The sequence below is a fragment of the Pantoea sp. X-Soil-OKNW-713 genome (assembly GCF_059730685.1).
Genome location: NZ_AP035996.1, coordinates 347,746 through 369,608 on the forward strand (window position 1 = coordinate 347,746; position 21,863 = coordinate 369,608).

General features: G+C 56.1%; 19 protein-coding genes. 10 read left to right on the plus strand and 9 right to left on the minus strand.

Annotated elements, in window-relative coordinates:
- Positions 1-10 precede the first annotated feature (10 nt).
- From efeU to AC6I8R_RS22060, 3 genes are all read right to left on the minus strand, one after another.
- Positions 11-1,612 carry an iron uptake transporter permease EfeU gene (efeU, locus tag AC6I8R_RS22050; RefSeq protein WP_415175459.1) on the minus strand — a complete coding sequence of 534 codons (1,602 nt, stop codon included), beginning with the start codon at positions 1,610-1,612 and terminating at the stop codon, positions 11-13.
- 457 nt (positions 1,613-2,069) lie between these two features.
- Entirely contained in the window at positions 2,070-3,077 is a 1,008-nt protein-coding gene (locus AC6I8R_RS22055; protein WP_497832909.1) for an ABC transporter substrate-binding protein, read from the minus strand.
- A 14-nt stretch (positions 3,078-3,091) separates the two neighbouring features.
- Positions 3,092-5,203, minus strand: a complete 2,112-nt coding sequence (locus AC6I8R_RS22060; protein ID WP_497832910.1) for a TonB-dependent receptor — start codon at positions 5,201-5,203, stop codon at positions 3,092-3,094.
- A 173-nt stretch (positions 5,204-5,376) separates the two neighbouring features.
- Between AC6I8R_RS22060 and AC6I8R_RS22065 the strand changes: the two genes are divergently transcribed.
- From AC6I8R_RS22065 to AC6I8R_RS22075, 3 genes are all read left to right on the plus strand, one after another.
- Entirely contained in the window at positions 5,377-6,447 is a 1,071-nt protein-coding gene (locus tag AC6I8R_RS22065) for an ABC transporter substrate-binding protein (protein ID WP_497832911.1), read from the plus strand.
- Positions 6,416-7,129 carry a substrate-binding domain-containing protein gene (locus tag AC6I8R_RS22070; protein WP_497832912.1) on the plus strand — a complete coding sequence of 238 codons (714 nt, stop codon included), beginning with the start codon at positions 6,416-6,418 and terminating at the stop codon, positions 7,127-7,129. The genes AC6I8R_RS22065 and AC6I8R_RS22070 overlap by 32 nt, the downstream gene beginning before the upstream one ends.
- Before the next feature lie 352 nt (positions 7,130-7,481).
- A complete protein-coding gene (locus tag AC6I8R_RS22075) occupies positions 7,482-9,578 on the plus strand; it encodes an FUSC family protein (RefSeq protein ID WP_497832913.1) in 2,097 nt (698 codons plus the stop codon).
- 110 nt (positions 9,579-9,688) lie between these two features.
- On the opposite strand, the gene AC6I8R_RS22080 is transcribed toward AC6I8R_RS22075, so the two are convergent.
- Both AC6I8R_RS22080 and AC6I8R_RS22085 read right to left on the minus strand, forming a co-directional pair.
- Entirely contained in the window at positions 9,689-10,672 is a 984-nt protein-coding gene (locus tag AC6I8R_RS22080) for an IS110 family RNA-guided transposase (protein ID WP_497831835.1), read from the minus strand.
- Between the two features lie 274 nt (positions 10,673-10,946).
- A complete protein-coding gene (locus AC6I8R_RS22085; RefSeq protein ID WP_208725630.1) occupies positions 10,947-11,831 on the minus strand; it encodes a LysR family transcriptional regulator in 885 nt (294 codons plus the stop codon).
- 98 nt (positions 11,832-11,929) lie between these two features.
- On the opposite strand from AC6I8R_RS22085, the gene AC6I8R_RS22090 reads away from it, so the two are divergent.
- Complete coding sequence (locus AC6I8R_RS22090; RefSeq protein WP_415174438.1) at positions 11,930-12,445, plus strand: GNAT family N-acetyltransferase; 516 nt, start codon at positions 11,930-11,932, stop codon at positions 12,443-12,445.
- Here AC6I8R_RS22090 and AC6I8R_RS22095 read toward each other — a convergent pair.
- Positions 12,416-13,318 carry a LysR family transcriptional regulator gene (locus AC6I8R_RS22095; protein WP_415174437.1) on the minus strand — a complete coding sequence of 301 codons (903 nt, stop codon included), beginning with the start codon at positions 13,316-13,318 and terminating at the stop codon, positions 12,416-12,418. The genes AC6I8R_RS22090 and AC6I8R_RS22095 overlap by 30 nt on opposite strands.
- 99 nt (positions 13,319-13,417) lie before the next feature.
- Between AC6I8R_RS22095 and AC6I8R_RS22100 the strand changes: the two genes are divergently transcribed.
- Positions 13,418-13,924 (plus strand): phenolic acid decarboxylase, encoded by a 507-nt coding sequence (locus AC6I8R_RS22100; RefSeq protein ID WP_497832914.1) that lies wholly within the window; start codon positions 13,418-13,420, stop codon positions 13,922-13,924.
- Here the strand turns inward: AC6I8R_RS22100 and AC6I8R_RS22105 are convergent.
- Both AC6I8R_RS22105 and AC6I8R_RS22110 read right to left on the minus strand, forming a co-directional pair.
- Positions 13,921-14,562, minus strand: a complete 642-nt coding sequence (locus AC6I8R_RS22105; protein WP_497832915.1) for a TenA family protein — start codon at positions 14,560-14,562, stop codon at positions 13,921-13,923. The genes AC6I8R_RS22100 and AC6I8R_RS22105 overlap by 4 nt on opposite strands.
- A 2-nt stretch (positions 14,563-14,564) precedes the next feature.
- Entirely contained in the window at positions 14,565-15,407 is an 843-nt protein-coding gene (locus tag AC6I8R_RS22110) for a BtpA/SgcQ family protein (protein WP_497832916.1), read from the minus strand.
- A gap of 24 nt (positions 15,408-15,431) precedes the next feature.
- Between AC6I8R_RS22110 and AC6I8R_RS22115 the strand changes: the two genes are divergently transcribed.
- Entirely contained in the window at positions 15,432-16,310 is an 879-nt protein-coding gene (locus AC6I8R_RS22115; protein WP_497832917.1) for a PfkB family carbohydrate kinase, read from the plus strand.
- A gap of 77 nt (positions 16,311-16,387) precedes the next feature.
- On the opposite strand, the gene AC6I8R_RS22120 is transcribed toward AC6I8R_RS22115, so the two are convergent.
- A complete protein-coding gene (locus tag AC6I8R_RS22120) occupies positions 16,388-17,335 on the minus strand; it encodes an ABC transporter substrate-binding protein (protein WP_497832918.1) in 948 nt (315 codons plus the stop codon).
- Positions 17,336-17,628: 293 nt separating this feature from the next.
- Between AC6I8R_RS22120 and AC6I8R_RS22125 the strand changes: the two genes are divergently transcribed.
- From AC6I8R_RS22125 to AC6I8R_RS22140, 4 genes are all read left to right on the plus strand, one after another.
- Positions 17,629-18,651, plus strand: a complete 1,023-nt coding sequence (locus tag AC6I8R_RS22125; RefSeq protein WP_208725638.1) for a LacI family DNA-binding transcriptional regulator — start codon at positions 17,629-17,631, stop codon at positions 18,649-18,651.
- A 353-nt stretch (positions 18,652-19,004) separates the two neighbouring features.
- Positions 19,005-19,751, plus strand: coding sequence for an ATP-binding cassette domain-containing protein (locus tag AC6I8R_RS22130; protein ID WP_415174439.1), 747 nt, complete (start codon positions 19,005-19,007; stop codon positions 19,749-19,751).
- A gap of 10 nt (positions 19,752-19,761) precedes the next feature.
- Positions 19,762-20,772, plus strand: coding sequence for an ABC transporter permease (locus tag AC6I8R_RS22135; RefSeq protein ID WP_208725639.1), 1,011 nt, complete (start codon positions 19,762-19,764; stop codon positions 20,770-20,772).
- 3 nt (positions 20,773-20,775) lie between these two features.
- Positions 20,776-21,855: a phosphotriesterase family protein gene (locus AC6I8R_RS22140; RefSeq protein WP_497832919.1), complete on the plus strand. Its 1,080-nt coding sequence runs from the start codon at positions 20,776-20,778 to the stop codon at positions 21,853-21,855.
- The last annotated feature ends 8 nt before the right edge of the window (positions 21,856-21,863 follow it).

Below are 21,863 nucleotides of genomic sequence, written 5' to 3' on the forward strand. Positions count from 1 at the left end.
GCCTTCCTGTTTATTTTTCAGGCAGTTGGTGAGTTGAACTGTCCAGCAGTCCCTGTTTGCTGCGTCCTCGGGCACGAACACCTTTCAGTCGCCGGAACTGGCGACTGGCTGAGAAAAAGCAGGTGAAGGCCAGAATGGCAAAAAGTGAAGGTAAAATAACGGCCCAGAAGTGCCAGATATCATGAGCAACAACCGCATCTCGCAAGCGTTGTTCAATATCCTGTGACCAGGTCGGGCTGATCTGCCAGTCGCACCCGGCTTCTGCGGTGCGCGCCCGCGCGCTGATGGTGCGGGGAGACTGGAGGCCACCGCCCGATAACGTGATAAAGGTGCCGGCCTGAGATTCCGCGCTCACCAACACGCCACGCCTCATGGCGGCATCAACACGGCAATTCACCGTCCATTTGGCGTCATAAGGACCGGGATGTTGTGACGGACTTAAGCCCACCGGGATGCGGTTGCCATAGGCGGCCATGACCTGGTCGAGCGTCAGCGGTGAACTGGCATCGGCGGGTTCATAGCTGAAACTCGCCTGCCACTCCTGACGCCCCGAGGTGCTGACGTTGCTGAGCTGATCGGCAGGCACCACCAGCGTTTCCGCTGCCTGTCCCTCAAGCGTGACGGCAAACTGTTTGCCCGCGCCTGGCTGGCTACTGATATGGCCGACCGGTTGCTGCGAGGTGCGGCTGACCAACGGAATTTGATCGGGAATGTCCACATCCGGTGCCGGATAGCCAAAGAACAGTAACAACGCGGTGATTGTCAGGCCCGCGCCGGTCACAGTGGTGAACTGTGCGGCTCTTTTTGGTGTCGGTCTTAAGTGGGCAGGCCAGTAGATCATCGCCGCGACCACCACGATATAGATAATCCAGCCTGCGAATTCCACCAGCCGCGGATCTGCCGGAATACCCAGCACGCCGGTAATCAACGCCGATTGTACGGTGCCGGGAGTGACCAGCCAGCTCAGGTCAACAATGCGTTGTTGTCCGGTATTTAACCATCCCGCTTCATGCGCGCTGCGTAACGCGGAGATAATCAGACCGGCCGCCACCAGGATCAGGAACAACCCGGTAAGACGGAAGAAACGCGACAGGTTAATACGGATGCCACCGACATAGATGCCCCATCCTACCAGCACGGCGGCCAGTAACCCCAATACGGCACCCACCGCCGCCCAGGCAGCCGACTGTGAAGCGGAAAAAGTCGCCAGCAGAAATACGCTGGTTTCGAAGCCTTCTTTCAGTACCGCGAGAAACGCCATGCTGGTCAACGCCCAGGCGCTGGAATGGCTGATGGCTTCTGCTGCTTCGGTTTCCAACTGACGCTTGAGGTTGTGCGCATGATTGTTCATCCACATCACCATGCCGGTGACAAAAAACACCGCCACCAGGCCGATAATGGACTCCATCATTTCCTGACGCGCCTGCGGTAACGCGTTTTCGGTCAGGTTCAGCACAAAACCCACGCCAAGGGAGAGGATCACCGCACAACCGACACCCAACCACATCGCGGTGAGCGAACGGCCATTTTTGCGTAAGAAAGCGGCGATAATGCCTACGATTAATGCGGCTTCAAGGCCTTCGCGCAATGCGATAATGAACGTGGCCAGCAAGTAGAGTGCTCCCAAAAGTGGCTAAAAGCGAAATGATAATAATTATTAGTATCACTCCCCGTGAGAATAATAAACATTCCCGCTAACCAGCATAGTAAAAAAAGGAAAAACTCTATTTGCTCGTGACATTGCCAGATATTATTTTGCTTCCTGATGTGAGCCACATCTCAACATTAAGTTAACCTTAAGAATTAAGGCGACTCCGTTAAAAGACACAAGGTAGCGGCGCGATTTTAACCCTAAAAAAACAGCGCGATAAATCGCGCTGCTACGCAACCGGGGAGAGATGCCGCCATCCCCGGTGCTTATTTCGTTGATTGTAGAGATATGTAAAGGGAACAGCTTGATATGACTTGTAATTTTATTTAACTGCTGAATTATTGCTCCAACAGGTACGGCTTTCTTTCACGCTTAAAATTGTTGATTCATTTGCTGTAGCATTTTATTCGCTGCGGTTTTAGGTTGCAGGCGGCAGCGCCTGTAAGATGCGTCCGGCCTCAGCGGCGCTCAATGGATACGCATAAAACTGGCGATAAAAATCGCGCGTGGCGTCGACGATATTCAGATCGGGAAACAGCTCAGGATGCAATTTGGCTGCGGCCCATTGAATCTGGAGCGCCACCTCGGTGCCATAGCGATCCCACGGAAACACCCCTGCCGGATTCTGCCACACCCGATGATTTTTCACCGCATTAACGCTGCCAAACAGCGCAGCGTAATCGGAATCCGCCAAGGTTCCCGCACCGGCACCAATAATGATCACATCCGGGTTCCAGCGAATCACCTCCTCTGGGGAGATCGGCTTCATATTGCCTTCAATGCCCGCCGCGACATTGCGCCCGCCCGCCAGCGTGATCCAGCTATCGATCAGGGTAGCGCGGCCATCCACTTTCAACGGATGGAGCGACTGAATATGCAGCACGCGGGGGCGCTGGCTGGCGCTCAGTCCCTGGGTTTTCGCCTGAATGCGGGTAATTTGCTGATCCAGATAGTGGTTATACGCCACCGCGCGTGCCTCGGCCTCAGCCGTACCCACCACCTGCGCGGTGGTGGTGAGGGAGCGGCGCAGCGAGGCAAAGTCATCAAATTGCATCTCCAGCACCGGGATCCCCGCCAGCCGGTAAGACTGGGCATCAGGATCATGGGCCGGAACGAAAATCGCATCGACATGACGCGCCACCAGCGCTTCGCTGGCGAAGGTTTTACCGTGCGCCTGTAACGCCTGAAACAACGTTGGCTGCACCTTAAACATCCAGGGGCGATCGGTCGGATGATTCACCGTCGCCACAATCCGGTCCCCCGCTCCCAGCGTCATCAGCAATGAATGGTGAGCGAACCAGGCATCGGCGATATGCGTCACCGGATGGCTAATTGCCACCTGCTGACCCACATCGTCCGTCACCGTTTGGGCCTGAGCCACGGCGCTGATGACCAGCAGCGCCAGCCCGCAGAAAGGTTTTAACATGGCCTTGCTCCCGATCAGAAATTGAGTTGCATGGAAACCTGAACCATACGCGGTTCGCCCAGTTGCGCGCTGGCATAGCCAGAACCGCTGTAGCCGTTTAGCCCACCCGGCACGATATTGGTCCAGTAGTGGCGATTGGTCAGGTTAGTGACATCAAGGCGGAAGGTGGTGGCGGTGTTGAACAGTTGCGTCTTCCACGCCGCCCCCGCATCCAGCGTGGTGTAACCGCTGACCCAACCTTCGTTCTGGTTGTCGGTACTACGACGCCCGACATAATGCATGCCGCCGTGAATATCGGTACCGCTCAGCATTGGCAGGTCGTAAGCGGCAAACAGGCTGGCAACATAGCGCGACAAACCGACGATTTGTTTATTCTCCGTCTGCGCGCTGGCGGTTTTCAGCAGACGCGGGTCCAGCCAGGTCATGCCACCATAAACGTGTAAACGCTCGGTGACATCGCCGTCGGCCATCAGCTCAATGCCCCGGTTACGCTGCTCACCGTCCACCGCATAGTCACCGTTGGCGTTGGTATAGGCATAAGGACGCTTGATCTGAAACAGTGCGGCGGTCAGCAGCAATTTATTGACCGCCAGCTTGCTCCCCACCTCAACCTGACGGCTACGATACGGCGCCAGGATGTTGCCTGCGTTGTTGGCGGGTGCGGGTGCGGTGTCGCCCTGTTGCAGGCTGTCGGCGTAGCTGACATACAGCGTCAGCGGATCAACCGGCTTATACATCAGGCTGGCTGAGCCGCTAAAACCACTATTTGACGACTCGCTGCTGCGGCTGCCGGTTTTGCTGTAGTTGGCCGAGCTAAGCAGGCTTTCGCTGCCCGCCAGCAACAGGCTCCACTGCGGAGAAAATGCCAGATTATCGCTGAGCAAAAACGCATGTTGTGTGGCGGTGGCCGAGTGATAGCGATCGGTAAAATCGGGATAGTCCGGCTCGGCAAATGCCTGGGGATTATCCAACGACGCGCTGCCCAGTGTGCTGGTGCCACCGGCTTTCGGGTTCATATTTTTCCAGACGAACCCCCGTACCCCGGCGGCGATTTGCTGGTGGATCCAGCCGGTATCTACTTCACCATTGAGGTTTGCCAGGTAACTGTTGATGGTAAAACGGCTGGCAGTGGCGGATGAGGTGGTGGTGGTGTAATGCCCCTGGTTATCGGTAAAGGTATTGGTCACCGCTGTTGATTCACGGTCGGCAATTTGACGCAGCACGGCCACCTCGCCTTGCCAGTTACCATCGAAATCGTGTTTCAGATGCACGCCCGCCGTCAGGGTGTGGTTATTGTCCCCGGCGTAGGATTGACCGAGATGGGCGGTTTTCGGATCCGGCGCTGCCGGGAGGGTCAGACCGCTACCCAGCGCGAATTTACCCGGCAGCCCTTTGTCGTAAAAATGGTAGTAGCTAAAATTGGTTTCCAGCACCGTCTGATCGGTGAGGTTGGCATCCAGCGCGAAGCTGACCAGTTGGCGGCGCTTTTTGCTGCCTGTGACGTAGCCACTGCCTTCATCATCCAGCAGATTGAGGCGATAACGCAGCCGATCGTTATCATCCAGTGGACCGCTAAAATCCCCCGCCAGCAAATGGCTGATGCCGGTTCCCGCGCCGATAGTGACGCTATGTTGTGGGGAATCGGTGGGACGTTTGCTGACAAAATTAAATAATCCCGCCGGATTAGCCGGTCCATATAGCGAACCGGCCAGACCATTCAGCACTTCCAGATGGTCAAACTGCGCGGCGGCGTAATCCGTGGTGGAGACGACATTCAATCCGTCAATCATGCTGTTCTGCACCACGCTACCTTGCATACCGCGCGTTTGCGGTCGGGCACCATCCCCCTGCACCGAAGGCATATAGCGGTAAATATCGCTGATACTTTTTAGCTGCTGGCGTTTCATTAATTGCGGTGAAACCGTTTGCACTGACCAGGGCGTATTACGGATTTCCTGGCTGCCTGCATTACCTAACGTGGCTTTTTTCTCGACTGATGACGGGGTGTTATTCGGGTTTGCGGTGACGGTCAGAGCGGGTTGTTCCGCCGCCTGGGCGTGAATCGCCATCAGTATGCTGACGCTAATCAGACTGATAAGCGGGGTGTTACGCGATTTAATTTCCATTACCTTGCCATTGCCTGGATTAATAAAATATTTACTTATGATATTGTTTTGTAAGGTTATTATTATCGTTGTGTAAATTATTATGTATCGATAAAAATTAAAAGGGCAATGCTGTATATCCCCTCCACCTCCATCGCTATATACTTCCGCACATATCGAAACCAGGAGTTATTATGAATCGCCCTTTTTACCGTTACGCCCTGGCGGGCGTGTTATTGCTTACCTCTTTATCCAGTTTTGCCAGCCGGGTGGTCACGGACCAGATTGGCCGTCAGGTGACCATTCCCGATCAGGTTGACCGCGTGGTGGTACTGCAACATCAAACCCTCAATTTGCTGGTGCAACTCAATGCCACCGACAAAATCGTCGGCATTCTCGCCAACTGGAAACAACAACTCGGCGATGGCTACGCCACGCTGGTGCCGGAACTGAATCACAAAGCGATGCTCGGCGATCTCACTCATGTTGATATGGAGAGCCTGGTGGCGCTGCACCCGCAGGTGGTGTTTGTCACCAACTACGCGCCGAAGGAGATGATCGATAAAATTTCCGCGCTGGGCATTCCGGTGATCGCCATCTCGCTGCGCCATGACGACGCCGGTCAGCAAGGCAAAATCAACCCCGCCATGCAGGATGAGGAGCAGGCCTACAATCTGGGGATTAAGGAAGGCATCACGCTGATTGGCGAAGTGGTCAACAGACAAGCGCAGGCCAAAGCCTTGATTGCCGCCGCGTTCGCCGGTCGTCAGAAGGTCACCGATCGTCTGCGTTCCGTGCCCGCGCAACAACGGGTGCGGGCTTATATGGCGAACCCGGATCTCACCACCTACGGTGCCGGAAAATATACCGGGCTAATGATGTCTCACGCCGGGGCGTTGAATGTCGCCGCCGCCACCATTCAGGGTTTCAAACAGGTGAGCATGGAGCAGGTGATTGCCTGGAATCCGCAGGTCATTTTTGTGCAGGACCGCTACCCACAGGTGGTGGATGAGATCACGCACAGCGCGCAATGGCAGAGCATCGATGCGGTGAAGCACCACCGTGTCTGGCTGATGCCGGAATATGCCAAAGCCTGGGGTTATCCGATGCCGGAAGCCATCGGGCTGGGTGAATTGTGGATGGCGAAGAAACTCTACCCGGAAAAATTCCGCGACATCAACATGCAGAAGGAAGCCGATCGTTGGTATCAACAATTTTACCGGACACATTATCATGACAACGCTGCGCGTCCTGGCAGCAGGTAGCCTGCGGCCCGTCTGGCCAGCGTTAGTGGCGGCCTGGGGATCACCGGTCGACACTGATTTCGGCCCGGCGGGTTTGCTGCGTGAACGTATCCTGGCCGGGGAAAGCTGTGACCTGTTCGCCTCTGCGAACACCGCCCATGCGGAGCACTTGCGGCAATGCGGGCTGGCGCAACAAACCGGCCTCTTTGCCGCCAATAGCCTGTGCCTGACGGTGAAGCGCGATCGGGTCAGACCGGGGGAAGATTGGTTAACCGTGCTGACTCGCCCTGACCTGCGACTTGGCACCTCCACCCCGCATAGCGATCCTTCCGGCGACTATACCTGGCAATTATTTGCCGCCATTGAACAGCGGCAGCACGGCATGGGTCGCTTACTGGAGAACAAAGCCCGTTGCCTGGTCGGTGGGCCACAAAGCCTGATCGTACCACCCGGCGAGTTGGCTGCCCGATGGCTGCTGGCTCAGGATCATGCGGATATGTTTATCGGTTACACCAGCTACGCACCGCGCCTGGCCGCATGTCCTGAGCTGCACATCTTCACCATTCCGCCAGCCTGTAACATTCGGGCCGAATACGCCTGGGCGCTTTGTCAGCCGTCAGCACAGTCACTGGCAGATTTTCTGCAATCCCCTGTCGCCCAACAGATTTTAAGTCAAAACGGATTTTTACCCGTAATGGCTTGATCTGGCGCAGGGAAACGCCGCCTTCAGCGCGAAATTATTTTATGGTTATGGCGCGCTGAAGGCGCTTTTACGGAAAAACATGATCCAGATCACATTTACCACACTGATGACCGAGGACGCTTAAAACCCCACAAAGGCTGCAAGATGGACAAAATAGCGTCTAATCGGCCCATTCTCCTGCCTTTTATGCTCCATCCCGCATTAGGGAAATTTAATAATTAGCCCTCAATAGATCACCCCGTAAAAACATCTTTTTTTATTACGAAACAATTTGTCGTATTTATCGAGGTGAGCAGTTTTTTTATTCTGGCAGGATACGCCGCACTTAGCGTCTCCTGGTCTTATTACTGTCATGCCGTGGTTTTCAAAAAACGCCGTTTTTTTTGCTGTAAAAACCTGTCTGGCCGCCTTTCTGGCATTGTATTTTGCACTGGAACTGAATCTGGACAAACCGGCCTGGGCACTGACCACCGTGTTTGTTGCGTCGCAACTCTATTCCGCCTCGACCATCTCCAAATCGGTGTTCCGTCTGCTCGGTACGCTGCTGGGTGGGGTGTTTATCTTTTTTATCTTTCCGCTGACGGTTGAACACCCGCTGCTGTTCAGCCTGTGCGTCTCGCTGTGGGTCAGCGTCTGCCTGTATCTGTCGCTGCACGACCGCACACCGAAAAGCTATGTCTTTATGCTGGCCGGTTACAGCGCGGCGATCATGGGCTTCCCGGAAGTCACCACCCCGCTGGGGATCACCAGTACGGTGTTGTCACGTATTGAGGAGATTACCCTCGGCATCGTCTGTAGCAGCCTGGTGCACGGTTTGTTGTTTCCGGTGTCGATGCGTAGCCTGCTGGAACAAAGCGTCAGCCAGTGGTATCTCAACGCCCGTAAGCTGTGCGGCGACCTGCTCTCCGGTATCCCGACTGCAAAATCACCGGAACGTGACGATATTCTGATCCGCATGGCGACCAACCCGCAGCAGGTGGAAATTTTGATCACCCACTGCGTGTATGAAGGGAATGCCGCACGCCAGTTGATTCGCCTCGTCAGCGTGCAGTACCAACATCTGTCGTATCTGATCCCGACACTGATCGCCATCGAGATTCGCCTGCAACGCTTAGCAGAACTGAACATCACCTTCCCGGAAAATGTGGCGCAAACCTTTCGCCAGTTTTTGCTGTGGTTGCATGATGGAGAAGCGGTAGGCGACACCCACGACATTCAGCAAGCGCTGGCCGCCTGTCAGGCGGAACTCAACCAAGCCTGGCGACAGGGGGAATTACCCACTGAATCCTGTTTGTTGCTGACTGGCGTGCTGGAGAGGTTGACGGATTTTGTTCGCATTGCCGGGGCGTATCAAAGTGTGGGAGGGCTGGTCAGCGACCTGTCCGGCGACACCTCGCTGGCACGCGGCAAACGCACCCATCGCTTTTATGACAAGGGTTTAATTCGCCTCTCGGCGTTAACCGCGTTTTGCGCCACCTTCGGCTCCTGTCTGCTGTGGATGGCGACTGGCTGGCGTGATGGGGCCTCCGCGCCAGTAATGGCGGCAATCCTCAGCTCCTTTTTTGCCAGTCTCGATACCCCGCTCACCTCGATGAAGCTGTTTGTGCGTGGCGTGATCGTCGCCATCATTATCAGCGTGGTGTATGTGGCAATTCTGCTGCCCCAGGCCACCTCATTTGAGGCGCTGATGATTTGTCTGGCGCCCGGCCTTATTCTGCTGGGAATGATGATTGCCCGTCCCACCACCAATATGATCGGCCTGAGCGTCGCCATCCAGATCCCCGGTTTTATCGGCCTCGGTCACCATCTGCGCCCCGACCTGGTGGCGCTGTTTAACACCGCCATCGCCTCAATGACCGGGGTGTTGTTTGCGGTGATCCTGACGGCGATTATGCGTAACAAGCGCCCGTCCTGGACCGCGCGTCGTGCGGTACGTATCGGTTTGCGTGAGCTGCTGCGCTTTATCAAAGAGACGGAGCGAAATGGTTCTTCTCTGCTCGGACGTCAGCGCTATATCGGCCTGATGCTGGATAAGCTGAACGTGGTGCTGCCGCGTCTGCGCCTCGATCCGCAACCTGATATGACCGCTGCCGGCATGTTATTGACCGAGGTGTGGCTGGGGGTAAACAGTTTTGACTACTACGCGCGCCATAAGGATCTGCTGGCAAAATATCAGCTCGACAGTGGACAGATGTTTCACGAACTGGGGCTGTTTTTGAAACGCCGCCTCAAATCGCTACAGACTCCGCCGCACCCGGACCTGCTGGATGAAATCGATATCCTGCTGCTGATGCTGGAACGGTTGGCAATGTGGGATGAAAGCCTGCTGACGCCGCTGTTCCATCTCGCCAGCGTACGTCTGTATCTGTTCCCCCACCAGGCGTGGCCGGTGATGAACAGCCGCCAGGCAGAGTTGATGCAACAGAAGATGTACCGCCTGCCAATCTAGGGTAAAGCTCCCTCTCCCGTCTTGCGGGAGAGGGCCGGGGTGAGGGCAACTAGCCGCAAAAACCGCGCCGCTACGATGCCAGCATCATTTTGTAGCTACCGTCTTGAACGTCAAGCGGTAGCTGCGTAATTTTCATCCCACTTCATCCGCGTTTTCAGCACCCCGAAGCACTGATGAACCAGCTTGCGCATCACCGCTCCAAGCGCAGCCTTGCTGGCTTTGCCCTTCGCGATTAGCCTCTGGTACAGCGCCTTCGCCGGGGCATTCCACCTGATCGCTACAATCGCCGCCATATACAGTTTCGCCCTTACGTCTGCCGGGCCTGTTTTTGACATCCGTGCACGCCCCCTGACTGAGCTACCGGACGTTTTTTCCACCGGTACCACACCCAGCCACGCAGCGACCTGTGAAGCACTCCGGAACGGACACGAGCGCAGCACCGACAGCATTGTCGTGCCCACCACGCTGCCTATTCCTTTTATCGATTCCAGCAGCTCACGGTCTTCCTTCAGACCCGGATGATTATCTGTGTGGTCTGAGATGAGCGCTTCAATACGCTTCAGCTCGTCCCTGTGGGCTTTCAGGGTTCTCTCCAGCGAGTCAATGATTTCAGGCGCTGTGCGGGTTGAATGGGCCTTTTCCAGTCGGTTCTCCGCCCGCTGGACATCAGCCTGAAGTGAGTCCCGCAGACGCACCAGCTCCCGAAGTTTACGGACCTCCGGGGAGGGGGGCACCCAGGCATCAGGCTGTTTCAGCTCGCCATAACGGGCCAGGATGTAAGCATCAACGGAGTCGTTTTTAGTCAGGATAGCCATTCCACGGGCGAACTCCCTGACCCGCTGAGGATTGCTGATGCAGACTGTGACGGGGGTATTTTCATGAAGACCAAAGGCGACGTTTTCGTGATAAATGCCGGTCGCTTCGAGCACCACCATCACCTGTTCAGGATGGCATTTTTGCCTGATTAACCAGTCATTTATCTCCCGGTCGGCGTCGGGATGATTTTTGAGGGTTTTGGTTTTCTTTTTCCCGTTGCCGGGCAACAGGCAGAGGTCGAGTTTGTTTTTACTGACATCAATACCGAGATAAATCATAAGACAGCTCCCTTTCACATGAACCATCACGCCATCTTGCCTTGTACATACGAAGTCAGAGCTTCTGGTTACCGTTCAGAGTAGATGCTGGCGTGAAAGGAGAAACGGAGGGCTTTAAGCTACGACACAAGATCGAGTCTTAAGCGGCGCGACAAGCTGCCTCCGTTTCGTGTAACGGGTAGCTAACCAGTTACAACTTCAAGATACAAGCGGCGCGATTTATCGCGCGGGTTTTAACGTCAGCGCGCGAGTGATTGCGCGATAAATAGCGCCGCTACGGGCCTGTACATGCATGACGTAACAGCTCCAGCACCGCCGTCATGCCACGGTTGACAATGCGGTCCTGGCGCATCACCGTACCCAGCGTACGCTGTAAGGCGGGCTGCGGTTCCAGCACGCACAATCCCGCCCGATCCTCCGGTTGTGCCAGCGCCATAGCCGGCACCAGGCTGTAACCCAGCCCGGCTCTAACCATCCGCTTGATCGCCTCAATGCTACCCAACTCCATCACCGGCGTGGCGCGCACCCCGGCCTCGCGAAACCAGCCATCAATCACTGCGCGTGTACCGCTACCCGGTTCGAACACAATCAGGGGCAACGGGGCCAGTTCCGCAGGCTCGACCGCCGCTGCACTGTCGCGCGCCATTATTAGTCGGAACTTTTCATCGTATAACGCGCTGACATGCACGCTCTGGCTGGCGACCGGCAGCGTCACCAGGCCAATATCCACCTGATTTTCCTCCACCGCACGTATAATGGCCGCGGTGTTGCCGGTGCGCACATCCACTTTTAACTGCGGGTGCTGCTGGCGCAGTTGTTGCAGCAAGGGCGGCAGCAGATGAATGCAGGCGGTCGCGCCCGTCCCGATGATCACCGTCCCGCTGATTTCCTCCGCCTGCTGCGTCACCGCCGCCAGCGCGGCAGCGATAGCGCTGGCAATATGTTCGCCATGCTCGAGCAACGCCAGCCCCGCCGCCGTAGCGCGCACCCCACGCCCGGTGCGTTCAATCAGCCGGGTTTGTAGCGATTGCTCCAGTTGACGGATTTGCAGACTGACCGCCGGTTGCGACAGGCCGAGCACATCGGCGGCACCGGAAAAACTTCCCCGGCTAATCACTAACCGGAAGGTGTCCAGATGATCAAGATTGAGACTGGCCATCTCTAAAAATTCCTTATAGCGCGCATAAGCAGGTCGCGCTGCCATTGAGTAAGCCAACAGGGTAGCCTGAAAGCAGATAACAAACGAGAGCGGTAACGATGGAAATTTTGCAGGCAGAAGAACAACATATCCCAGGCATCCAACAAATTTATGCCCACCATGTCCTGCATGGTTGCGCCACCTTTGAAACCGATCCCCCGGATGATGCCACCATGCTGGCGCGCCTGCACAAAATCACGGCCGCCGGACTGCCGTGGTTAGTGGCGGTGGAAGATGGCGTGGTACTCGGCTACTGCTACCTGTCGCGCTGGCGTGAACGCTTTGCCTATCGCTTCAGTCTGGAAGATTCGGTGTATATCGACCAGCGCTTCACCGGACGCGGCATTGGCCGTCAGCTGCTGGCGCGGGCACTGCAATGGGCCGAGCAACAGGGGTATCGTCAGATGGTTGGCGTGATCGGCAACAGCGAGAACAGCGCCTCTATCGCCCTGCACCGCTCTGCCGGCTTTACCGTGACCGGCACCTTACACTCGGTCGGCTTCAAACATGGCCGCTGGCTGGACACGGTGATTATGCAACGTGCCTTAGGTGCCGGTGACAGCACCCTGCCCTGAACAATAACGGGTGAACAGGTTAACCAAGGCGATCACCTGATCATCCAGCGGAATCAGCTCCTTTTTTACAATCAGATGCATTGGCGTACTCCGGCGGCCCCCGTGATTGAGCGGCAACGGTTGCAGCACGCCAAGCTGCAACGCCTCGGCGATGCGCCCCTGCGGTAGCCAGCCGTACCCCACCTGATGCATCACCGCCTCAATGGCGGTATCCACCGTGGAGAAAAACCACTGCTCGGATTGCCCCACCGAGGCATGCGGTGCCTGCGAACGCGAAGTGCCGATGCGAATTTGCGGATAGCGCGACAGATCATACTCGGTGAGCGGCTGCGGCAGCGACAGCAGCGGGTGATCACGGTGGATCACCGCCAGAAAATCGACGTTCATCAGCCATTGTCCCCGCCCGGAGACATCTTCACGTCGCGTCATCACCATCACATCCGCATCGGGAACGGCGGGATGCAGGGGATCGTCATATTCCAGCACTTCGGTAAGCTGAATTTGTGTGGCCGGATAGCACTGCTGGAACTGCTGCAACACCCGGAACAACGTCTGGCGCGGGAAAATATTATCCACCACCAGTTCCAGTTGGGTGCGCGCTCCGTTATGCAGGCTGGCCGCGCGCACTTCCAGCGCGTGAAAAGCATTGAGCAACGGGCGCACCTGCGCCAGTAAGGTTTCGCCTTGTGCGGTGAGCAATGCCCGACGCCCTTCGATACGTAACAGCGCAATGCCCAGACGTTCCTGCAACAGCGAAAGATTGTAGCTGACGGAGGACTGGCTGCGGTTCATCGCCTCTGCCGCCTGATTAAATCCCCCCAGTTCCACCACCTTATCGAGGATTGCCCACTGCTCCAGCGTGGTTCTGAACATAAACACATCCAATTTTTAGATGAAAACCATCCAAAATTAGCGTTATTCATTCAATTTTTACAGCGATATCGTAGGTGCATCAACTGAAGGAGATCAACAATGAGCAATTTCAATAAAGAAGATTTGAGCGGTTTTATCGGTAAACATCTGGTCTACACCTACGACAATGGCTGGAACTATGAGATCTACGTGAAAAATGCCACCACGCTGGATTACCGCATTCACAGCGGGCTGGTGGGTAACCGTTGGGTGAAAGGTCAACAGGCGTATATCGTACGGGTGGCGGCTGAGGTGTATAAAATTTCCTGGACGGAACCGACCGGCACCGACGTCAGCCTGATTGCTAACCTTGCTGACCGCGTGTTCCACGGCACCATTTTCTTCCCGCAATGGGTGATGCTGAATCCGGAAAAAACCGTCTATTTCCAGAACGACCATTTGCAAGAAATGGCGGCGTATCGCGAACAGGGACCGGTTTATCCCACCACCGTCATTGACGAGTTTGCCACCATTACCTTTGTGCGCGACTGCGGTCCTGATGACGACAGCGTGATTGCCTGTGCGGCGAGCGAGCTGCCCGCCGACTTCCCGGCTAACCTCGTTTAATCACCATAGGCGGCGCTGTGAAAATCGATTTCCCAGCGCAGCACATCGGCATACAGCGACGACAGTCGCTGTTGTTCGCTTTCCGATAACGTCAGCGCACAGGCATCCAGTTCCGCTTTCAACCAACTGGCCTGTTGGTAAAACGCCTCTTCCGCATGCAGTTCGACCCAGCGGCGGATATCCGCATCGCGTTGATGTTGTTGCGCCACCCGCGCGCACCAGTGGTAATACATCCACTCCGCGCCAAACATGATGGTGATGATCTCGGCATAACTTCCCTGCTGCGCTGTGTGTAACATCCCGGCGTCAAAGCGTTTCACCCCCGGTACGTCTGCGGGTACGCTGGCGGGATCGATAGCGCGCCGGGTATACACCTCTTCGAACCAGGCAATCTGCGTATCCACCAGTGCGTTTAACACGGTGATCAACCAGCGCTGCTGACGGATATCCGGGGCTTTACTGATACCCAGCGCAAAGATGGCAATCGCGGTGGCGACAAAGTTGCCTTCAAACACCAGGTAACGATTGAATACCGCGCTATCCAGCTGATCCTGTTCAATATCCAGCACAAAGCGATGCTGCTGCATCGCCTGCCATAACCCCTGATGCTCCTGTAATAAGCGGTCAGTGAATGACATGGTTATTCCCCCAACGCCGCTTTCGCAATGCCCATAAAATGCTTCACGCGCGCCAGTTCCACTTCGTTCCACCATACGCCGTCCCGCTTCAGCGCACTGGCGACAATCACCCCCTGAGTTCGTCCGAGGATTTCGCACACATTACCCGGTGTCACGCCCGACCCCACCAGCAGCGGCAGCGAGGTGGCGCTGCGAATTTCGTCGATCTCGCTCAGGGTGGCACTGTCGCCGGTGCGTTGCCCGGTAGCAATCACCGCATCCGCCTCAAAAAACTCCACGTCACGGGTAAGCTCGGGGATGGAACGATCGGCAACAATGGCGTGGCTACCATGTTTGACATGGCTGTCAGCAAACACCCGGATATGCTCGGCACGTAACTGGCTGCGATAACGCAGCGCTTTCGCGGCAGCCCCTTCGATCAATCCTTCGTTGGCCACATAGGCATTGGCCCACTGGTTAACCCGGATAAAATCGGCCCCGCCCGCCAGTGCCGTTGCCAGCGCCGGGATAGCGGCATTCGCCAGCACGTTAATACCCAACGGCACGCCAAAGCGACTGCGAATCTTTTCGGTAATCACCGCCATCAGCGCCGAGGTTTCCGGGCCAATATCTTCGGGTTTAGAAAACGGAATATCACCATGATTCTCAACAATCAAACCATGCACGCCGCCGGAGAGATAATTATCTGCATCACGCAACGCGCGATCAATAATATCACCCACTAACGCACCACGATATTTTGGCGTGCCGGGGAAAGCATCGCAATGAATAACGCCAATCACTGCTTTTTGACGCGAAAATATCGCTTGTATTGCATTACCCTTTTCTGCTGAGATAACTGCCATCTTAATCACCTTTTCGAGAAAACCATGCATATTTACGTATGCGGTAATATTACCGTCGATGAATTCTGGCAGGTTGATCATTTTCCTGCCGAGGGCGAATCCGCCCTGGGAAATAAAGTTCATAGCGATGTTGGCGGTAAAGGTGCCAATCAGGCCATGATATTATCCCGCTGTGGTCTTACCACATCATTAATCACCGCGACCGGCGAAGATTCACAGGGTGAATGGTTACGCCAGCGCGCCAGTGATGAAAATCTGCTGTTATTACCTGCCGTTGCCAGTGTTCCCTTCAGTGATAACTCGGTTATTTTCACCACCGCTAACGGTGATAACGCCATTATGACCAGCAACGCCGCGGCAAATAGCCTGACGCCGGAACGGGTCAGCGACTGGTTAAAGGCCGCACAACCCGGCGATATTTTTTTGCAACAGGGCAATCTCAGCGCACCCACCACGCTGGCGCTATTCCAGTTGGCAAAATCGCGTGGCATGACCACGGTATTCAACCCCTCCCCGGTCAACCCGGCGTTTGTGGATTGCTGGCCGTGGGTCGATATCGCCGTAGTTAACCAGGGCGAAGCGGCGTTGCTGCAACCCAGGCTGCCACCACACGGTAGTCTAATCACCACCCTTGGTGCATCCGGTGCCGAATTACAACGTGACCAACAGCACTGGCAGGTGCCAGCCATTCAGGCGGAGGTTATTGATACCACCGGCGCAGGTGATACCTTCCTCGCCGTGCTGCTTGCTTCCAGCCTGCTGCGGCAGACCGCGCCGGATAGCCAGGCGTTACACCACGCGACTGCCGCCGCCGCCATTACCGTCAGCCGACGCGGCACCTGGCGTGCCTTCCCGACACGCGCAGAACTGCAAACCCTTCTTTCTCGTATCCCGCAACCGTAACGGCGCGATTTATCGCGCGATCCTGTGCGCGATGCAGGAAAAAGCTGCGCGATTAATCGCGCCGCTACGTCAGGGTTTTATTTAAACATTGAGCGGTAGCTGCCCACGTTCTCTTTAGTAACGACCGTCGCCGGAACCTGGATCTGTTTGGCTACCGTCTTACCCGACGTCAGGGCGTTGAGCGCCTTCACCGCTTCCTCACCCATTTTTTCCGGGTCTTGTTGCAGCACCGCCACCACATAACCCTGGTCGATGCCGTTGATCGCGCGCGCGGTCAAATCCCAGCCAAACACCTTGATATCCTTCTGGCGGCCCTGGTTCTCTACCGCCGCAATCGCGCCCAGCAGCGCCGGTTCACCGGTGGCGTAAATGGCGGTCAGATCCGGGTTGCCGGTGATCAGGTTTTCCGCTGCCGTCATCGCGTCATCCTGGATGTTGCGACCATCGACCACATCCGCCACGCTGATGTTTTTATTACTTTTAATCGTATCTTCAAAGCCTTTCTGGCGAGCGTTCTGGATGGCGGAGTTCAACGCGCCAACCACGCCGACTCGTGCTTTGCCGCCCATACTTTTGTCGACATAGCCGAGGAAATATTTACCGAGGATCTTACCGCCTTCGACGTTATCCACCCCGACCTGCGCCGCTTGTGGGCCTGCCGGTAATACCGCATCGATGGCAATCACCGGAATATTTTTCGCCGCCGCTTCTTTAATCGCTGGCATAATGCCATTGACATCGATGGCGTCCACCATAATGCCTTTTACGCCCTGCTCGATATAGTTTTCGATGGCATCATTTTGTGAAACCGGATTATCGTTGGCATTAAAGATAACGACATTTTTACCGCTGGCCTTGGCCGATTCCTGCGCACCTTTATTCATCAGATTAAAAAATAGCGCCTGCTGGTTGATTTGCACCAACGCATAATCTGCTGATGCCGCCAGCGCGGAAGTGGTGATTAATGAAGAGAGAAGCACAACACAGGAAAACACATTTTTCTTGCTGGTGTTAAATAACATCATCGTTGCCCTCGTCAAAAAGAGTCTGCACCCCAAGTGGGTAAGTTTTTTGCGGGACAAATATCTTTAACAGCAAAGAATAACTTTGCTGCCTGCACAGGCGGCCTTTATTACTTTTCCGTCATGAACTCCGTTCAGTGAGCGAGTGAAAAGCGCTAAAGGAAAAACGACATCGGGTAAACTGGCTATTAACATTCTCTGAACACCAAACAATGTCAAGTAAATATTTTGTATTAAAACGCTGTCGCTGGCAGGGAAAAATGTGTTAATGCTGTGCCGATAAAAGGTGTGCATTCATGACAAAAAAACGCGTATTACTTTCCGATGTCGCGCAACTGGCTGGCTTATCCAAAGCCACCGTGTCGCGTTATCTTAATCATTCGCTGGTGCTGCCGCAGGATACCGTCACACGTATCGAAAATGCGATCCGCCAGCTCGATTATCGTGGCAACTCACTGGCGCGTCGCCTGAGCAAAGGCGGCAGCGAAACCCTGGGCCTGGTGCTGCCCGATATTACCAACCCCTTCTTTGCTGAACTGGCGGATGCCGCCGAAGAAGCCGCCTCACAGCATGGCTACAGCCTGGTGCTGTGCATCACCCGCAACAATCCCGACAAGGAGTGCCAGTTTATCCGCTGGCTGGATACCTGCCAGGTGGATGGCCTGCTGTTTACCACCAACCGCCCGGATAACGGCCTGCTGCGCAAAGAGGTGCAGCGTCAGCAGCGAATTGTGTTACTCGACGAAGATATCCCTGGCAGCAGCGTACCCAAAGTGTTCGCCGACAACGTGCAGGGCGGCAAGCTGGCAACCGAACAACTGATCGCTGCCGGCCATCGTCATATCGCTTTTGTCGGTGGGCCGGATGCGCTGATGAGCGTGCGCGAACGCTACCAGGGTTTTTGCGCCGCCATGCAGCAAGCCGGGCTGGAAGTGGTGCCGGAGTGGGTATTGTTTGGCAAATATGAACGCAGTTTTGGTGCCCAGGCGCTGCACCACTTCTTTGCCGCCGAACAGCGTCCCACTGCGGTGTTTGCCGCCAGTGACTACCTGGTGCTTGGCCTGCTGGATGGGTTACGTGAACAGGGCTTACGCGCCCCGGATGCATTGTCGCTGGTGGGTTTCGATGACGCCAGCTATGCCGAATTCACGCAACCGCGCATCTCCACCATCCGCCAGCCTGCACGCGAAATGGGGCGTGCCGCCGTGGAGCAGATGCTGGCGCTGTTGCACGGCGATCTTCCCGCTGCACAGGAAACCCGCTTTCCGGTGGAATGGATCGCCCGTGACTCCATCAGCCGGTTAAACCCTGTGCGCTAAAATGGCGCATCGCTGCACCCTGCTGGCTCAGCATCAGCAAAATCCCTGCTGTTTAGTAAACCGGTTTACTCGAAAAATAAAAATTTTTCATCCATTTAAACAATCGGTTAGACAGCATTTAATCAGGTGATTTTTTCACCTGGCACAGTCTCTGCTATCTTTCTCCTGGCGAACAAATATCTCTGCAAGACATGCGTTGGTCAGCGGCACGTATTACGCGCATCGGGTAAACCGGTTTACAAGATGTGAACCTTTACCGCGTGATACGCCCGCTGATGCAACGTCTCCGTTTGATTCACAAGGGGAGTGTTGAGATGCAACAGCAGCAACGTGCCGCCCCGGCACGGGTTGAGATGGTCAATATCACCAAAACCTACGGCTCGATTCGCTCGCTACGCGGCGTCAATCTGGAGCTGGCCCCCGGCGAAGTGCTGGGTCTGGTAGGCGACAACGGTGCCGGTAAATCCACGCTGACCAAGGTGCTTTCTGGCGCGGTGGTCCCCACCAGCGGTGCCATTCGCATCGATGGCGAGGAGCAGCGTTTTGCCAATCCGGCCGATGCCCGTCGTTGCCATATCGAAATGGTTTATCAGGATCTGTCACTGTGCGACACGGTAGACGTGGCGGGTAACCTGTTTATGGGGCGTGAACCCATGAAACGCCTGTTGGGTGTGCCCTTTCTCGATCAACAAAAAATGCACGCCGATGCACGCGAAATGCTGAAGGGTTTGGGGATCTCGATTCCCGATACCCGGCTGTTGGTGCGTAATCTCTCCGGAGGACAGCGCCAGGCGATCGCCATTGCTCGTGCAGCCGCTTTCAACCCCAAAGTGTTGATCATGGATGAGCCGACCGCCGCGCTGGCAGTGGCCGAAGTGGAGGCAGTACTGGCGCTGATCAAACGCGTCAGCGCGCGTGGCGTCAGCGTCATCCTGATCACCCACCGGTTACAGGATCTGTTCCTGGTGTGCGATCGCATCATGGTGATGTACGAAGGCACCAACGTGGCGGATCGTCGGGTGGCCGACACCAGCCTGAGTGAAATCGTCAACCTGATCGTCGGTGAGAAGTTCAGCGCGCCGTCTGCCCACGCCCACTAAGGGAACGAGTATGAGTATGGTTAACCTCTCCGGTACACGCATGATTCAGCATTCGCTACCCAAACGCCTGCTACACAACCATTCAGGCGTGGTCAGCATTGCGCTGTTTTTCGTTTTCTGCTGCGTGGTGTTTTCGCTGATCACCAGCAATTTTCTTACTACGCCTAACTGGCTCAACATCATTCGCCAGAGCGCGCCGTTACTGATTGTCGCCACCGCAATGACGCTGGTGATCACCACCGGCGGTATTGATCTCTCGGTCGGTTCGACGCTGGCGCTGGTGGGCGCGTTATCCGCCATTGCCCTCAACAGCTGGGGCTGGCCGTGGTATTGCGTGTTGATCGGCGGGCTGGCAATGGGCGCGCTGGTCGGGGCGATCAATGGATTCTTTATCGCGTATGAAGGGATCCCGGCGTTTATCGTCACCCTCGCCACCCTCGCGGTGGTACGTGGTGTGGCGCTGTTGATCACCCAGGGTTATTCGATTCCGGTTCCTGGCGACAGCCCCTTCACCTTTATGGGGCGTGCGTGGGTGGTGGGTATTCCGATGCCAGCGCTGATTGGCATTGTGGTGCTGATTGTCGGTCATGTGGTGCTGAACCATATGCGTTTTGGCCGCTACGTCACCGCCATCGGCGCGAATGCGGAAGGGGCGCGTCGCAGCGGCATCAACACCAAAGCGGTGGTGATGCGGGTGTACATCATCAGCGGTATGGCCGCCGCGCTGGCCGGGATGATCATCACAGCCCGCCTCGGTAGCGGTTCCTCCAACCAGGGCGAAGGCTTTGAATTGCAGGTGATTGCGGCGGTGGTGCTGGGTAGCACCAGCCTGTTTGGCGGATTTGGTACGGTGATCGGCACGCTGCTCGGTGCACTTTCCATCGCCATTATCCAGAACGGGTTGATCCTGTCGCATATCTCGCCGTTCTACACGCAAATCGCCACCGGCGCGATCATCCTGCTCGCCATCTGGATTAACACGCGCATTCTCAACCCGGCCCGCGCCACCGCCAAAGGATAGCTGATGAAAGGTTCGATTTTCCGTCATCCCGCCCCCCTGCCGCTCGGCGTGCAGAGTGGTTACGTGATGACCGTCCTCGGCCCGTTGCCGTTGGATCAGATGGGCGTCACCTTGATGCATGAACATATTTTGCTCGATGCCTCGGGTAAGTGGGTACCGCCCTGCTGTTGCAGCGATCGCCATATCGCCGAGATGCCGGTTCGCATCGAAAATCTCGGTGATCTGTCACTGAATCCGCTAATGAGCCGAGATAACTGCCAGCTGTTTGACGTCGACGTGGCGATCGAGGAGCTGATCAAGTTCCGCGCGCTGGGCGGGGAAACCGTGGTCGATCCCACCAATATCGGCATTGGACGCGATCCCAAAGCCCTGCAACGCATCGCGCGTCTGACCGGCCTGAATATCGTGATGGGCACCGGGTTGTATCTGCAACCCTCGCACCCGGAGTGGGTGAAAACCACCAGCGTGGAACAACTCACCGAGAAACTGATTTATGACCTGGGTGGCCTGGCGGAGAAACCCGAAGTGCTGGCCGGGTTGATTGGCGAGATTGGCGTGTCCAGCCGCTTCACGGCAGACGAGGAGAAATCCCTGCGTGCTGCCGGGCGCGCCAGCGCGGCGACCGGCGTGCCCATTGAGGTACATCTGCCCGGCTGGGAACGTTTGGGCCACAAGGTGCTGGACATCCTGGAACAGGAAGGGGCCGATCTGCGGCATACCGTGCTGTGCCATATGAACCCCAGCCACGCCGATAAAACCTATCAGCGTGAGCTGGCGGATCGCGGCGCGTATCTCGAGTACGACATGATCGGCATGGGCTATTACTACGCCGATGAAGAGGCGCAATCGCCATCGGATGAAGAGAACGCCCGCGCCATCTGTGCCCTGATCGACGACGGTTACATCAATCAGATCTTGTTATCGCAGGATGTGTTCCTGAAAACCATGCTGACCCGTTACGGCGGGCACGGCTACGGTCATATCCTGAAAAACTTCGTACCGCGTTTGCGCCGTCATGGCGTCAGCGGCGAGCAGTTAGAAACGTTGATGATCGCCAACCCGCAGCGGGTATTTGGCGCGTAATGGAGAAA

Excerpts from the sequence above, each read along its gene's own strand:
- AC6I8R_RS22080 (WP_497831835.1), bottom strand. The coding sequence starts at position 10,672 with ATGATTTATCTCGGTATTGATGTCAGTAAAAACAAACTCGACCTCTGC.
- AC6I8R_RS22120 (WP_497832918.1), bottom strand. The coding sequence starts at position 17,335 with ATGATGTTATTTAACACCAGCAAGAAAAATGTGTTTTCCTGTGTTGTG.
- AC6I8R_RS22115 (WP_497832917.1), top strand. The coding sequence starts at position 15,432 with ATGCATATTTACGTATGCGGTAATATTACCGTCGATGAATTCTGGCAG.
- AC6I8R_RS22110 (WP_497832916.1), bottom strand. The coding sequence starts at position 15,407 with ATGGCAGTTATCTCAGCAGAAAAGGGTAATGCAATACAAGCGATATTT.
- AC6I8R_RS22105 (WP_497832915.1), bottom strand. The coding sequence starts at position 14,562 with ATGTCATTCACTGACCGCTTATTACAGGAGCATCAGGGGTTATGGCAG.
- AC6I8R_RS22135 (WP_208725639.1), top strand. The coding sequence starts at position 19,762 with ATGAGTATGGTTAACCTCTCCGGTACACGCATGATTCAGCATTCGCTA.
- AC6I8R_RS22090 (WP_415174438.1), top strand. The coding sequence starts at position 11,930 with ATGGAAATTTTGCAGGCAGAAGAACAACATATCCCAGGCATCCAACAA.
- AC6I8R_RS22060 (WP_497832910.1), bottom strand. The coding sequence starts at position 5,203 with ATGGAAATTAAATCGCGTAACACCCCGCTTATCAGTCTGATTAGCGTC.
- AC6I8R_RS22095 (WP_415174437.1), bottom strand. The coding sequence starts at position 13,318 with ATGTTCAGAACCACGCTGGAGCAGTGGGCAATCCTCGATAAGGTGGTG.
- AC6I8R_RS22100 (WP_497832914.1), top strand. The coding sequence starts at position 13,418 with ATGAGCAATTTCAATAAAGAAGATTTGAGCGGTTTTATCGGTAAACAT.
- AC6I8R_RS22125 (WP_208725638.1), top strand. The coding sequence starts at position 17,629 with ATGACAAAAAAACGCGTATTACTTTCCGATGTCGCGCAACTGGCTGGC.
- AC6I8R_RS22130 (WP_415174439.1), top strand. The coding sequence starts at position 19,005 with ATGGTCAATATCACCAAAACCTACGGCTCGATTCGCTCGCTACGCGGC.
- AC6I8R_RS22140 (WP_497832919.1), top strand. The coding sequence starts at position 20,776 with ATGAAAGGTTCGATTTTCCGTCATCCCGCCCCCCTGCCGCTCGGCGTG.
- AC6I8R_RS22075 (WP_497832913.1), top strand. The coding sequence starts at position 7,482 with ATGCCGTGGTTTTCAAAAAACGCCGTTTTTTTTGCTGTAAAAACCTGT.
- AC6I8R_RS22055 (WP_497832909.1), bottom strand. The coding sequence starts at position 3,077 with ATGTTAAAACCTTTCTGCGGGCTGGCGCTGCTGGTCATCAGCGCCGTG.
- AC6I8R_RS22065 (WP_497832911.1), top strand. The coding sequence starts at position 5,377 with ATGAATCGCCCTTTTTACCGTTACGCCCTGGCGGGCGTGTTATTGCTT.
- AC6I8R_RS22085 (WP_208725630.1), bottom strand. The coding sequence starts at position 11,831 with ATGGCCAGTCTCAATCTTGATCATCTGGACACCTTCCGGTTAGTGATT.
- AC6I8R_RS22070 (WP_497832912.1), top strand. The coding sequence starts at position 6,416 with ATGACAACGCTGCGCGTCCTGGCAGCAGGTAGCCTGCGGCCCGTCTGG.